We start from the raw sequence: 12,898 nt of genomic DNA on the forward strand, positions 1-12,898 counted from the left end.
GCGAGCGGCTTTGCTTCTCCCCGCTCCCTGAGGTGCGAGCGAAGCGAGCCTCGAAGGGTCAGGCCTCGCGCAGATACTCCAACTGCGCCTTGACCGACATCCGCGCGGCGGGCCACAGCTTCTTGTCGACGTCGGAGTACACCTTGCGCACCACCTTCATCGGCTTCGCGTCGCGGGCCGAGACACCCATCGTGTCCAGAGCGGCGACGATCTGGTCGATCCGCTCCTCGCGATGCGCCTTGTAGTACCGCGCGACGGGCCCCAGATCGGGATGGTCCGGGCCATGCGCCGGGAGCAGTGCCGCTCCTTCCCCTTCGACGATCAGACGGTTCAGCGAGTTCAGATAGTCGCGCAACCCGCCGTCGGCGGGATCGAGCACGGTCGTGCCACTCCCGAGGATCGTGTCGCCGGTCAGGACCGCACGCTGTCCGTCGTGTTCGACGAGGAAGCTGACGGAATCCCCCGTGTGTCCCGGGGTGAACAGCACCGTGATCCGCAGACCCGCGGCCTCGATCACCTCACGGTCCCGCAGTGGCGCCCCGTTGCGGCAGTGCTTCTCCAACCGAGCGCGTACCGGCGCACCCGTGCGCTTGTGCAGGCGCGACACCCCGCCGGTGTGGTCGAAGTGCCGGTGGGTCACCAAGACCAGTGCGACCCCGGGCAATTCGGCGAGGCGCCGGGCGTGGTGTTTGTACTTCGGCGGTCCCGGGTCGACGACCACGCATTCCTCACTGCCGGGAGCGCGCAGCACGTAGGTGTTCGTGCCGTCGAGTTCCATCATCCCGGAGTTGTCGCACAGCAGGACCGACGCGAAGGGGGTCACTTCCCGCAGCACCCCGTAGGCAGGGTGCGTGGGTGCGGCGTCGTTCGGTGAGCTCATGGTCCCCGAGCCTATCCACTCGGTGCGAGGAACCGGGCGAAGCCCGACGATCCGACCACGCCGAGTCGATCCCCGGGTCAGACCCCGCCGACCGGGGTACCGTTCACGGACTGCTCGCCGGCCGACCCGTCCACCACCGTGGGCGCCACCTGATCCTGCAGGCTGCGCAGCAGCGCGGCACCCTGGGTGATCACACCGGTCATGATCTCGTTGACGCCCTCGGCCCCGTTGTACACGGTGAGGTTCGCGGTGCTGAGGCCCTTGGCGACCTCGCCGACGAGCGTGGGCAGGGCCTCGATGAGCTGCTGATCGAGGGCGATGCGGTTGTGTTGTGCGGCGGCCGCCGACTGGATCTCGACCGCCTTGGCCTCCGCCTCGGCGATGATCTGTCGTCGTAGCGCCTCGGCCTCGGCCGGTTTCACCACTTCGGAGATCAGCTCCTGCTCACGGAGTTCGGCCTGCGCCTGCGCGAGCACGGACTGTTCGCGGATGACCTCCTGGTTGACCCGCGCCTGCGCGAGCGGACCGGCCTGGGCGGCTTCGGCATTGGCCTTGTCGGTCTCGGCCTTGATCGCAGCCCGCTTGATCGCGGTCTCCCGCTCGTAGTCGGCCTGGTTCCGCAGCGACTCCTGCTGCGCCTTCGCCGACTCCTGGTCGGCGCGAGCACGTTCGACCGCCGCCTCGCGCTGCACCTTGGCGATGTTCGGGGCAGCCAGCGCGTTGATGTAACCGGAATCCATGTCGTCGATCGACTGGATCTGGAACGAGTCGACGACGAGACCGATCGATCCCATCTCACGCTTGGACGCGTCGAGCACCTGACGGGCCAGGGTGTCGCGCTCGCGGATGATCTGCTCGACGGTCATCGAGCCCACGATGGAACGCAGGTGACCCGAGAAGATCTGTCCGGTCAGTTGATTCATCTCGTTCTCCTGCTCGGAGATGAAGCGCTGTCCGGCGTTGACGATCGACGCCACGTCATTGCCGACCTTGTGGGCGATGACCGCCCGCACGTTGAGTTGGATACCCTGGGTCGTCACACAGACCTCGCGGATCGTCGCCTCGTGCAACGCCATCGACAGGAAACGGACCTTCCGGAAGAAGGGCATGACCCACTTCCCGTGCCCGACGACGACCACGAACGGCGCATCGTCGAAGTCGGACTTGGCGCCCGAGATCAGCATCGCCTCGTCGGGTTCGGGAACGTAGTAGCCGAGCATGGTCTCTCCTCGAGCGGCAGGCGATATGTGTCGACGTCAGATCCTGCCGCATCCGGGACCTTTCGACGATCGGTTGTTCACATGGTTCGGTTCGCCGTGCCCGGGACCGGAAGCCATGGCTCGACGTCGACGACTCGGCCGGAACGTTCGGCGATGACCAGAACGGGCGCGTCGAGGCCGATCGGTGCGGCGGCGCGGGCGAGGAACCGCTCGGTTCCGCCGGCCAACGGCAGTTCGATCTCCCCGAGGAGTTCGCCGCCCGGTATCGACATCGTCACCGTCCCGGTACGCCCGACGAGTTGCGATGCTGCCATCCGACGGCCTCCCCAGTGTCCCCGATCCGTGTGTCGAACCCTAGGCCATGGCGGTCCGTCGTCGGTCGCGAACACCGTCGAGCACCACGTAGGCCGCCGTCAGCACCGCGATCACAGCGGCGCCGAGCACCAGCACCCCGTAGCCGAAGGCCCCGACGACGAGTCCGGAGAGCGCGCCCGCGGCGGCGCCGGCCAGACTCATCGCGGTGTCCGAAACCCCCTGCGCCGGTGCGCGTCGCGCGGTGTCGACATTGTCGGTGAGGAGCGTGGAGGCCGCCACGGTCGACGCCGACCATCCCACGCCGAGCAGGACCAGCGCGACGACGAGACCCGTCTGCGATTCCGCGAAGACGAATCCGACGACGCAGCTGACGACGAGTGTCGCCTGACCGCCGAGGATCACCGGGATCCGGCCGGCCCGGTCGGCGAGCAGGCCCATCACCGGTGCGAGCGCGTACATTCCGGCGATGTGCGCGCTGATCGACAGGCCGACCAGCGTCACCGAGGCGCCGCCGTGATGCATGTGGACCGGCGTCAGCGCCATCACCCCGACCATGACCGCGTGCGCCGACACCACCGCGGCCATCGCGGCCCGCGCCGGCGGCGAGTGCGTGATCGCCGAGAGCCCCTCGGCCAGCGACACTTTGACACGACCACCATCCGTCTCGCCGGTCGCCACGACCAGCGGGTCGGGGCGGAGGCCGACGAACAGCACGGCCGCCGCCCCGAAGCACCCGACCGCACCCACGAGGAACGGACCCGACAGATCGACCATCGCGAACCACCCGGCGACGGTGGCGCCGACCGGGACCACCGCCGGCCCGATCACCGCGCCGACCATCGTCGTCCACACCACGAGCGAGAGGTCGCGGCCACGGGTGCCGGCCGACGACAGATCCGTTGCCGCGAAACGTGCCTGCAGGCTCACCGCGGTGCCCGACCCCACCCCGGCCATCCCGACGAGCATCAACGCGAACCAGCCGCGATCGACGGCGGCGGCCACGACCAGCGAACCGACCCCGGCGATCACCAGGCCCGTGGTCAACGCGGGACGCCGCCCGCGTCCGGCGGCCAGTGACGCCAACGGGAGACCGGCGGCCGCGGCCCCCAGCGTGACCACGGTCGTCGGTATGCCGGCCAGGGACGCCGTTCCCGACAGTTCCTCGCCGAGGATCGCCCCGAGCGCCAGGGCTCCGCCCATCGACAGGCCGGCCAGGATCTGGGCCGTGCACAGCAGGACGATGGTCCGCCGTTGCACGGCGAGGCGACTGGAGGCGGCGTCGATGTTCACCCGATCAGCATCGACGTTGACCCGGCGCCCGCCAAGTCGGATCGCACCCCGGCGCGGTTTCAGCCGACGATCAGGTCGTACCCGAGCTTCCCCACCATCACGACGACGACGGCCAGCAGGACCCACCGCACGAACGAACTGCCGCGGCCGATCGCCATGTGCGAGCCGATCTGGGCGCCGACGATGTTGGCGACGGCCAAGCCGAGTCCCAAGAGCCACAGCACATTTCCCTGCAGGCCGAAGACCGTGAGGGCGCCGAGGTTGGTACCGGTGTTGATGACCTTCGCCATCGCCGAGCTCTCCAGGAAACTCGTCCCGACCAGCGCGGTCAGGCTGATGATGAGGAACGTACCGGTCCCGGGACCCATCACCCCGTCGTAGAAGGCCACGACCACACCGGCGAGCACCAGACCCGCGATCGTCGAGACGCGCGAGCGCGGTCCCGTCGACGCGTCGGTCCCGAAGCCGGGATTGAGCGCGACGAACAGTCCGACGCCGACCAGCATGACCAGCACGATCGGCGTGAAGATCTCGGTGGGCAGGACGACGGCCACCGACGCGCCGAGGGCCGAGAAGACGAGCGCCGCAACGAACACCGGGATCAGGCGACGAAGATCGATCCGGACGTGCCGCACGTAGCGCCACGCCGCCGACGCGGTCCCGAAGACCGCCGCCAGCTTGTTGGTCCCCAGGGCCGTCGCGATCGGCAACCCCGGCTGGGCGATCAACATCGCCGGGATCAGCACGAGGCCACCGCCGCCGACCACGGCGTCGACCCATCCGGCCGCGGCGGCCGCCGCGATCAGCAGCGCGACGTCCAACGGAGACGTCAGGCCACTTCGACGATCAGTTCCACCTCGACCGGTGCACCGAGCGGGAGTTCGGCGACCCCGACAGCGGACCGGGCGTGCACGCCGGCGTCGCCGAAGATCTCACCGAGGACGTCCGAGGCCCCGTTGATCACCGCCGGCTGCCCGGTGAAACCCGGTGCGGACGCGACGAACCCCACGACCTTGACCACCCGGACGACCGAGTCGATCCCGACCAGCGCGTGGATCGCGGCGAGGGCATTGAGCGCACAGACCCGGGCTGCCGCAGTCGCCTCATCCGGCCGAACGACGCCTTCGGCGCCCTCGTGGACCTTGCCCCGCGCCGACAGTTCGCCGTCGACGATGGGCAGCTGTCCCGAGGTGTAGACGAGGTTGTCGGTGCGCACGGCCGGGGTGTAGCTCGCCACCGGTGGCACCACCGACGGGAGTTCGATGCCCAGTTCGGCCAGTCGATCGGTCCACGTGGTCGCCATGGTCAGCCCTTCGGTCGCTTCAGGTATGCGACGTGCTGCTCGCCGGTGGGACCGGGCAGAACCGAAACCAGTTCCCAACCGTCTGCGCCCCACTGATCGAGGATCTGCTTCGTGGCGTGCGTCAGCAGCGGCACGGTTACGTATTCCCACGCGGTCACTTCACTCATGGACTCACCCTATCTGGCGACGGCCAATGGATAAGGTGTTGCGGTGGCCAACGAACAGGGCTCACGATCCGGGTCGGGTGAGGCGCTCGATTCCGGCGTGACAGACAACTCCTCCGTCGCACGCGACAACGAGTGGCCGGCGGCCGCCGCGCGCGCACGCCTGCACTTCGTGACGGGCAAGGGCGGGACCGGCAAGACCACGATCGCCGCGGCGCTCGCACTCGCGCTCGCCGCCGACGGCAAGAAGGTCCTCCTCGTCGAGACCGAGGGTCGCCAGGGCATCGCGCAGGTCTTCGACATCCCGCCGCTGCCACCCACCGACACCCGCATCGCGACCGCCGAGGGCGGTGGCGAGGTGTCCGCGCTGGCCATCGACATCGAGCACGCCCTTCTCGAGTACCTCGACATGTTCTACAACCTCGGCTTCGCCGGCCGCGCGATGAAGCGGATCGGCGCGATCGACTTCGTGACGACCGTCGCTCCCGGACTCCGCGACGTCCTGCTCACCGGCAAGATCAAAGAGCGCATCATCCACACCGACAAGCAGGGCAACCGCGTGTACGACGCGGTGGTCGTCGACGCGCCGCCGACCGGCCGGATCGGCAATTTCCTCGACGTCACGCAGGCCATGGCCGACCTCGCCAAGACCGGCCCGATCCGCAACCAGAGCGAAGGTGTCGTCCGCCTGCTCCACTCGGAGGAGACGATCATCCACCTGGTGACGCTCCTCGAGGCGATGCCGATCCAGGAGACGATCGAGGCGATCGACGAACTGCGGGGCAAGAACCTCAACCTCGGCAGTCTCGTCATCAACCGCGTCAGCGAACCCCATCTGCCCGCCGAGGTGATCGACGAGATCGCCGAAGGTCGGGTCGACGCAGGGCGTGTCGAGGACGGCCTCACCGCCGCCGGGCTCAAGCTCGCCGACGGGGACCTGGCCGGCCTGCTCACCGAGACGATCGAGCACGCGACCCGCCTGCAGGCGCAGCAGATCGCCAAGGCGCAGCTCGACGAGGTGGAGATGCCGACGCTCGAACTGCCGTCCCTCGGTGACGGCGTCGACCTGGGGTCGATCTACGAGCTGGCCGACCTCCTCCAGAAAGCGGGTGCGTGATGCCACTCGACCTCAAGATGGGCGCGGTGCTCACCGACCCCGCGACCCGCGTCGTGATCTGTTGCGGCGCAGGCGGAGTCGGCAAGACAACGACTGCTGCGGCGATGGCGATGTACGCCGCCGAACAGGGCCGGACCGTGGCCGTGCTGACGATCGACCCGGCCCGGCGCCTGGCGCAGTCGCTCGGGATGTCCGAACTCACCAACGACCCGCAGCCGGTCTCGATCGACGGCAAGGGCACGCTCGACGCGATGATGCTCGACATGCGACGCACGTTCGACGAGATGGTGCTCGAGTACTCCACTCCCGAACGCGCCGAGGCGATCATGCAGAACGCCTTCTATCAGACGGTCGCCTCGTCGTTCTCCGGGACGCAGGAGTACATGGCGATGGAGAAGCTCGGCAAGCTCCTCGAGCAGGACCACTGGGACCTGATCGTCGTCGACACCCCGCCGTCGCGCAACGCACTGGACTTCCTCGACGCCCCACAGCGGTTGGGGTCGTTCCTGTCCGGGCGTCTGATGAAGGTACTGGTCGGCGGCGGCCGCGGCGTCGGCCGGATGGTGACCGGCGCGATGAGCCTGGCCATGCGTGGTGTCTCGACGATCATCGGCGGCGAGATGCTCCGCGACGTGGCGACCTTCGTGCAGTCACTGGACTCGATGTTCGGCGGCTTCCAGGACCGCGCCGCGAAGACCTATGCCCTGCTGAAACAGCCGGGCACCCAGTTCGCCGTCGTGGCTGCGGCCGAGGCCGATGCCCTGCGGGAGGCCGCGTTCTTCGTCGACCGCCTGTCCGAGGAGTCGATGCCGCTGGCCGGACTGATCCTCAACCGGACCCACCCGAACCTGACGTCGATCCACGAGGAGGCCGCGCTGGTCGCCCTCGAGTCGGTCACCGACGAACTGGCTCGCGGTGTACTCCGGATTCACGCGGATCGGGCCGCCACCGGGAAGCGCGAACTCCATCTGCTGCAACGGTTCACGGCGTCGCACCCGCGGGTGCCGATCGTCGGGGTGCCGGCGCTGCCGTTCGAGGTGGCCGATGTGACCGCCCTGCGCGCGGTGGCCGAGCAGATCACCGGCCGCGGCTGATCACCGAGCGCGACGAGCCGTCCCCCGCTGGTTGAGCAGGCGAGGAGCGTGCGACGAGCCGTCCCCCGCTGGTTGAGCAGGCGAGGAGCGTGCGACGAGCCCGTCCCCCGCTGGTTGAGCAGGCGAGGAGCGTGCGACGAGCCGTGTCGAAACCACTCGACACGGCTCGGCGGAGAAAGGGTCAGACGGCGTCGCGGTGCCGCCGGCGCTGCGCGGCGAAGAACGCCGACCAGGACGTGACCTCGGGATGCTGGCGGAGGAGTGCGCGACGCTGACGTTCGGTCAGTCCACCCCAGACGCCGAACTCGACGCGGTTGTCGAGTGCATCGGCGCCGCATTCGAGCTGGACCGGGCAGTGGCGGCAGATCGTGGCGGCTTTGCGCTGGGCCGCGCCCCGCACGAACAGATCATCAGGGTCTCCCCCTCGACAACGCGCTTGAGCAACCCACGCCAAGCGATCCTCTTCGTTGGAAACTGCCGCTGTCGCCATCCGCCACCCCTACCTGTCGTATCTGCGTAGCTGCGAGAACGTCTCAACCTCGCTGCTCAAGCCACATTTGCAGCGAACTGTTAAGTGAGTCACATTCTGCACTCAATCTAGGGATCTGTGCTTGGGGGCGCAACCCCTGGAGCCGACAAAGTGGGACAACCGTGCAAACTCATCCGAACGGACGGCCCGCGGGCGGCGGCCTCCGGCGCATCCACCGGTGATCCACGGGCACCCCGACCGTCGGCTCGGGGCCACGCTGCGCCGATGCCGCGGGCGAGGCAGGGCGATGTTCGGAATTAACGCACGTATCCTGTCGGGGTGATGTCGAAGAAACTGTGGTCGCTGGCGTGGGCGAGCCTGCTGGCCGGAGTTCTCGTCGCCGGCCTGCTGTACCCCGTGGCCAGCGGAATCGGCGTCGTCTCCAACCGAGCGGCGGCCGCTGTCGAGAACGTGTCCTCCGAACTGCTCAACGGCACGTTGCCCGAGGTCACCACCATGACCGACGTCGACGGGAAGCCGATCGCGGTGCTGTTCGACCAGTACCGGTATCAGGTCGGCTACAACGACATCTCGCCCGACATGATCCGGGCGATCATCTCCGTGGAGGACCGCCGGTTCCTGGAACACGACGGCGTCGACTGGAAGGGCACCATTCGTGCGGCGCTGAAGAACTCGTCGTCGGGCGAGGTCCAGCAGGGTGCGTCGACACTCGACCAGCAGTACATCAAGAACTATCAGCTCCTGGTTCTCGCACGGACCGAGGCGGACCGCCAGGCCGCGATCGAGACCACACCCGCGCGCAAGCTCCGCGAGGTGCGCATGGCGCTCACCCTCGAGCAGACCCTGATCGATCAGGCGAAACGCGACAAGGGCCTCGACGACGCCGCCGCCAAGCAGGAGGCGAAGAAGCAGATCGTCACGCGGTACCTGAACGTCGTCCCGTTCGGCAACAACGCGTACGGCATCGAGGCCGCCGCGCAGACCTACTTCGGCATCCCCGCCAAGGACCTGCGCGTCGAGCAGGCCGCGTTGCTGGCCGGCATGGTGCAGTCCAGCTCCGCGCTGAACCCGTACTCGAACCCCGAGGCCTCCCGCGCGCGCCGGAACGTCGTGCTGGACACGATGATCGACAACTTTCCGGAACGACGCGCCGAGCTCGTCGCGGCCAAGGAGGCGCCCCTGGGCGTGCTCCCGAGTCCGCGGACCCCGACCCAGGGCTGCATCGCGGCCGACAACAACGGCTTCTTCTGCGACTACGCCCTGCAGTTCCTGGCCGAGAACGGCATGTCCCGCAATTCGGTCCTGCGCGGTGGCTACATCATCCAGACCACGCTCGACCCCGAGGTCCAGCGCTCCACGGTGCGCGCGGTGAAGAGTCAGGCCAGCCCGACCGCCGACGGTGTCGCCGACGTCATGAGCACGGTCCGCCCGGGCACCCGCTCGCACGACGTGCTGTCGATGGCCTCGAGTCGGGACTACGGTCTCGACCTCGGCCGGGGCGAGACGATGCAACCGCAGCCGTTCTCCATGGTCGGCGACGGCGCCGGCTCGGTGTTCAAGATCTTCACCGTCGCGGCCGCGATGGAGAAGGGGCTCGCCGCCGGTTCGAGCATTCCCGTCCCCGGGTCGATCGCCGTCGAGGGCATGGGCAACAGCGGCGGTGTCAACGGCTGCCCGCCCAACGCCTACTGCGTACGCAACAGCGGCCGGTACCCGGCGTCGATGTCGGTGACCGATGCACTCGCCCAGTCCCCGAACACCGCGTTCGTGAAACTGCTACAGCAGGTGGGTGTCAAGCCGGCCGTCGACATGGCCGTTCGACTCGGCCTGCGCTCGTACACGATCCCCGGTTCGTCGGGTCAGGGCGAGAAGAGCATGGCGCAGTACGTCAAGGACGGGAATTTCGGTTCCTTCACGCTGGGACCGCTACCCATCAACGGTCTGGAACTGGCGAACGTGGCCGCCACGATCGCGTCCGGCGGGACCTGGTGCCCGCCCAACCCGATCAAGTCGATCAGCCGGATCAAGCGCGACCAGTACGGCAACCCGGTGATGGATGCAGACGGACGACGCGCGCTGGTATCGGTGCCGTTCACGGCACCGCCGTGCGAGCAGGTCGTCGACGAGGGACTCGCCAACACCCTCGCCAACACCATGAGCAAGGATGACGTGGGCGCCGGAACCGCCGCCGCTGCCGCAGGTTCCGCGGGCTGGACGTTGCCGATGGCGGGTAAGACCGGCACCACCGAGGCCTATCGATCCTCGGCCTTCCTCGGATTCACCAACCAGATCGCGGGTGCCGCGTATGTCTACAGTGACGGCCCCAATCCCCAGGGCGTCTGCACCAGCCCGCTCCGTTCCTGCTATGACGGCAACGTGTTCGGCGGCATGGAACCCGCGCGGACCTGGTTCCAGGCGGTGCGGCCCGTCGCGACCAAATTCGGGCCGGTCCGTCTGCCCCCGGTCGACCGCTCGTACTGGAACGGTAGCGACCGGGGCCGCATCCCGCAGGTCAGCGGCCTGCCCGCGAGCGAGGCCACATCACGCCTGCAGGGTGCCGGGTTCAAGGTCAGCGAGCTCGACGTGGACAGCGGACGCCCGCAGGGCACCGTGGTCTTCACCGCACCGTCCGACTCGGCCATGCCCGGCAGCACCGTGACGATCTACGTCAGCAACGGGCGCCGGGCCGACGGTGACGAGGGCGGTCCCACCGAGACCACCGTCGTGGTACCCGGTGTCGGCCCGGTGGTGATCCAGCTACCCGGCTGACCCGCGGTGTGGGTACGACCCGCTCCGCAAACCGGGTCGGGATCGTTGTGGGGGATGCGTATTCTGGGGTGATGCAGCACTCCGAACTCGACATCGCACGCCTCGGCATCTCTCGCCTCGGTCCGTCCGGTTCCGGGGTACCCGCGCGCGCTCTCGCCGGCGCGGCGGGTCTCGCCGCCGCCGGACTGCTCTACTCGACGGTGATCGAGCGCAACGCCTTTGCGTTACGACACACGACGCTGTCCGTTCTCGAACCGGGCGCCTCGCCATTACGTGTCCTGCACATCAGCGACCTGCACATGATGCCCAACCAACGCCTCAAGCAGGCGTGGATCGCCGAGCTCGAGGCGCTCGAACCCGACCTCGTCGTCAACACCGGGGACAACCTCGCGCACCCGCAGGCCGTACCGTCGGTGATCCAGTCGCTGGGCGGCTTGCTGTCGCGGCCCGGCCTGTTCGTCTTCGGGTCCAACGACTATTTCGGCCCCAAGCCGAAGAACCCCTTCAAGTACTTCAAGAAAGACCATCAGCGCACGCACGGCGAGCCCCTGCCATGGCAGGATCTGCGTGCGGCGTTCACCGAGCGTGGATGGCTCGACGCGACGCACACGATCCGCGAGCTGGAGGTCAGCGGCGTGCGGGTCGTCGCGGCGGGCGTCGACGATCCCCATATCGAACGAGACCGCTACGAGACGATCGCGGGCCGTCCGAACCCCCTGGCACACTTGCGGCTCGGACTCACCCACTCCCCCGAACCCCGGGTCCTCGACCGGTTCGCCGCCGACGGTTACGACCTGGTGATGGCCGGCCACACGCACGGCGGCCAGCTCTGCTTGCCGTTCTTCGGCGCGCTGGTGACGAACTGCCAGCTGGATCGATCCCGGGTCAAGGGGCCGTCGAGCTGGGGGTCGTCGATGAAGCTCCACGTGAGCGCGGGTCTGGGCACGTCGCCGTATGCCCCCGCACGCTTCTGCTGCCGCCCCGAGGCCAGCCTGCTCACCCTCACGCCGGTGTCGCACGGTGATGCCGACTACGACGCCGACCAGTCGCTCCCGCAGCTGGCCCGGGAGACCATGTGAGCGTTGACCTTCAGCCCCGCGTGAAGGTCCTGGCGTTCGACACCTTCGGGACGGTCACCGACTGGTTCACCGGGATCTCCGGTGCCGTCGCCGCCGTCGCGCCGGAGGTCGACGCCGCGGCGTTCGCCAAGGAGTGGCGACGCCGGTACTCGCCGATCCTGGCTCGCGTCGAATCCGGCGAACTGCCGTGGCGTCGCCTCGACGACCTGCAGACCGAGACGCTGCACGACGTCGCCTCGCTGTTTGCGCTGTCACTCGACGACGATCGGGCCCGCACCCTCGTCCGAGCGTGGCGGACGATTCCCGCCTGGCCGGACGCGGCCGAGGGTCTGCAACTCCTCAAACGCGATCACATCGTCTGCGCACTGAGCAACGGCACCGTCGCGCTGCTCACCGACATGGCCCGGCACAACGCGTTCCCCTGGGACGTGATCGGCGGGTCCGACCTCTGGCGGCACTACAAACCTGCGCGCGAGACCTACTGCGGGCTGGCGGTTCTGCTCGAGGTGGAGCCCGCCGAGGTGATGATGGTGGCCACTCACCAGAGCGATCTCGACGCCGCGCGCTCCTTCGGCCTGCGGACGGCCTTCGTCGAGCGGCCGGACGAGTGGGGCGGGGACGAGAAGGATGATGCCGGCTCGCCGGACAACGACTTCCACGCGACGGATCTCCTCGACCTCGCGCGGCAGCTGAGCCCATCGGTGACCGGCCCGTCCCGATGACCCTCGACGACCTACTGCGCTGGGAGGATTCGGGGGCGTCCTGGCGGGTGGTTCATCACGGACCGGATGGGGTCACCCTGGGCCTGCTGCGCTGCGACGGTGGCGAGGAGGTGGACCGCGTCGTCACCGACGACCCGATCATCCTGGCCCACATCGGTGGCCGGTCGTCGTCGGACGAGGACCCGGACTGACCCCGCAGAGACGAGGGGACCCCGACCGGATCTCTCCAGGTCAGGGTCTCTTCTGCAATCTCAACCTTGCGTCGGGGTGGCGGGATTCGAACCCACGACCTCTTCGTCCCGAACGAAGCGCGCTACCAAGCTGCGCCACACCCCGTGTGTAGCCTGCGATAGCTTATACCCCGCCCCCGCCGACTACTAAATCGCCTGGTCAAAGATGTGCCCGGTGTGGCTGAAACCCGTGCGGAGGAGCGTCGCGCACCCCATCCTTGATGT

General features: G+C 68.5%; 14 protein-coding genes and 1 tRNA gene. 6 read left to right on the forward strand and 9 right to left on the reverse strand.

Annotated elements, in window-relative coordinates; translation table 11 throughout:
• Positions 1-58 precede the first annotated feature (58 nt).
• The 7 genes from ACFVHY_RS17830 to ACFVHY_RS17860 all read right to left on the reverse strand — a co-directional run bounded on the left by ACFVHY_RS17830 (position 59) and on the right by ACFVHY_RS17860 (position 5,175).
• Positions 59-880, reverse strand: a complete 822-nt coding sequence (locus tag ACFVHY_RS17830) for an MBL fold metallo-hydrolase (protein WP_078111781.1) — start codon at positions 878-880, stop codon at positions 59-61.
• A 77-nt stretch (positions 881-957) separates the two neighbouring features.
• Complete coding sequence (locus tag ACFVHY_RS17835) at positions 958-2,100, reverse strand: flotillin family protein (protein ID WP_390274238.1); 1,143 nt, start codon at positions 2,098-2,100, stop codon at positions 958-960.
• Positions 2,101-2,177: 77 nt separating this feature from the next.
• Positions 2,178-2,414 carry a hypothetical protein gene (locus tag ACFVHY_RS17840; protein ID WP_390274241.1) on the reverse strand — a complete coding sequence of 79 codons (237 nt, stop codon included), beginning with the start codon at positions 2,412-2,414 and terminating at the stop codon, positions 2,178-2,180.
• Between the two features lie 40 nt (positions 2,415-2,454).
• Entirely contained in the window at positions 2,455-3,705 is a 1,251-nt protein-coding gene (locus ACFVHY_RS17845) for an MFS transporter (protein WP_390274242.1), read from the reverse strand.
• Positions 3,706-3,764: 59 nt separating this feature from the next.
• Complete coding sequence (locus ACFVHY_RS17850; protein WP_390274244.1) at positions 3,765-4,526, reverse strand: TSUP family transporter; 762 nt, start codon at positions 4,524-4,526, stop codon at positions 3,765-3,767.
• Positions 4,527-4,534: 8 nt separating this feature from the next.
• Positions 4,535-5,008 (reverse strand): RidA family protein, encoded by a 474-nt coding sequence (locus ACFVHY_RS17855; RefSeq protein ID WP_390274246.1) that lies wholly within the window; start codon positions 5,006-5,008, stop codon positions 4,535-4,537.
• 2 nt (positions 5,009-5,010) lie between these two features.
• Positions 5,011-5,175, reverse strand: a complete 165-nt coding sequence (locus ACFVHY_RS17860; RefSeq protein ID WP_004022081.1) for a DUF4177 domain-containing protein — start codon at positions 5,173-5,175, stop codon at positions 5,011-5,013.
• 43 nt (positions 5,176-5,218) lie between these two features.
• Between ACFVHY_RS17860 and ACFVHY_RS17865 the strand changes: the two genes are divergently transcribed.
• Entirely contained in the window at positions 5,219-6,289 is a 1,071-nt protein-coding gene (locus tag ACFVHY_RS17865) for an ArsA-related P-loop ATPase (RefSeq protein WP_078111783.1), read from the forward strand.
• Positions 6,289-7,383 (forward strand): ArsA family ATPase, encoded by a 1,095-nt coding sequence (locus ACFVHY_RS17870; protein WP_078111784.1) that lies wholly within the window; start codon positions 6,289-6,291, stop codon positions 7,381-7,383. The genes ACFVHY_RS17865 and ACFVHY_RS17870 overlap by 1 nt, the downstream gene beginning before the upstream one ends.
• Before the next feature lie 181 nt (positions 7,384-7,564).
• Here the strand turns inward: ACFVHY_RS17870 and ACFVHY_RS17875 are convergent, their stop codons facing one another.
• Positions 7,565-7,873 carry a WhiB family transcriptional regulator gene (locus ACFVHY_RS17875; protein ID WP_004022078.1) on the reverse strand — a complete coding sequence of 103 codons (309 nt, stop codon included), beginning with the start codon at positions 7,871-7,873 and terminating at the stop codon, positions 7,565-7,567.
• A 321-nt stretch (positions 7,874-8,194) separates the two neighbouring features.
• Between ACFVHY_RS17875 and ACFVHY_RS17880 the strand changes: the two genes are divergently transcribed.
• The 4 genes from ACFVHY_RS17880 to ACFVHY_RS17895 all read left to right on the forward strand — a co-directional run bounded on the left by ACFVHY_RS17880 (position 8,195) and on the right by ACFVHY_RS17895 (position 12,634).
• On the forward strand, positions 8,195-10,642 hold the full coding sequence (locus tag ACFVHY_RS17880) for a penicillin-binding protein (RefSeq protein WP_390274249.1): 2,448 nt from the start codon (positions 8,195-8,197) through the stop codon (positions 10,640-10,642).
• 71 nt (positions 10,643-10,713) lie between these two features.
• A complete protein-coding gene (locus ACFVHY_RS17885; RefSeq protein WP_390274251.1) occupies positions 10,714-11,721 on the forward strand; it encodes a metallophosphoesterase in 1,008 nt (335 codons plus the stop codon).
• Positions 11,718-12,443, forward strand: a complete 726-nt coding sequence (locus ACFVHY_RS17890; protein WP_390274254.1) for a haloacid dehalogenase type II — start codon at positions 11,718-11,720, stop codon at positions 12,441-12,443. Before ACFVHY_RS17885 ends, ACFVHY_RS17890 begins: the two co-directional genes overlap by 4 nt.
• On the forward strand, positions 12,440-12,634 hold the full coding sequence (locus tag ACFVHY_RS17895; protein WP_390274257.1) for a hypothetical protein: 195 nt from the start codon (positions 12,440-12,442) through the stop codon (positions 12,632-12,634). Before ACFVHY_RS17890 ends, ACFVHY_RS17895 begins: the two co-directional genes overlap by 4 nt.
• Positions 12,635-12,705: 71 nt before the next feature.
• Here ACFVHY_RS17895 and ACFVHY_RS17900 read toward each other — a convergent pair.
• Positions 12,706-12,779: transfer RNA gene (locus ACFVHY_RS17900), tRNA-Pro, on the reverse strand.
• Between the last annotated feature and the right edge of the window lie 119 nt (positions 12,780-12,898).

The organism is Gordonia sp. NPDC127522 (assembly GCF_042672305.1).
GTDB lineage: Bacteria > Actinomycetota > Actinomycetes > Mycobacteriales > Mycobacteriaceae > Gordonia > Gordonia hongkongensis.

Excerpts from the sequence above, each read along its gene's own strand:
- ACFVHY_RS17875 (WP_004022078.1), bottom strand. The coding sequence starts at position 7,873 with ATGGCGACAGCGGCAGTTTCCAACGAAGAGGATCGCTTGGCGTGGGTT.
- ACFVHY_RS17885 (WP_390274251.1), top strand. The coding sequence starts at position 10,714 with ATGCAGCACTCCGAACTCGACATCGCACGCCTCGGCATCTCTCGCCTC.
- ACFVHY_RS17835 (WP_390274238.1), bottom strand. The coding sequence starts at position 2,100 with ATGCTCGGCTACTACGTTCCCGAACCCGACGAGGCGATGCTGATCTCG.
- ACFVHY_RS17870 (WP_078111784.1), top strand. The coding sequence starts at position 6,289 with ATGCCACTCGACCTCAAGATGGGCGCGGTGCTCACCGACCCCGCGACC.
- ACFVHY_RS17840 (WP_390274241.1), bottom strand. The coding sequence starts at position 2,414 with ATGGCAGCATCGCAACTCGTCGGGCGTACCGGGACGGTGACGATGTCG.
- ACFVHY_RS17860 (WP_004022081.1), bottom strand. The coding sequence starts at position 5,175 with ATGAGTGAAGTGACCGCGTGGGAATACGTAACCGTGCCGCTGCTGACG.
- ACFVHY_RS17895 (WP_390274257.1), top strand. The coding sequence starts at position 12,440 with ATGACCCTCGACGACCTACTGCGCTGGGAGGATTCGGGGGCGTCCTGG.
- ACFVHY_RS17830 (WP_078111781.1), bottom strand. The coding sequence starts at position 880 with ATGAGCTCACCGAACGACGCCGCACCCACGCACCCTGCCTACGGGGTG.
- ACFVHY_RS17880 (WP_390274249.1), top strand. The coding sequence starts at position 8,195 with ATGTCGAAGAAACTGTGGTCGCTGGCGTGGGCGAGCCTGCTGGCCGGA.
- ACFVHY_RS17855 (WP_390274246.1), bottom strand. The coding sequence starts at position 5,008 with ATGGCGACCACGTGGACCGATCGACTGGCCGAACTGGGCATCGAACTC.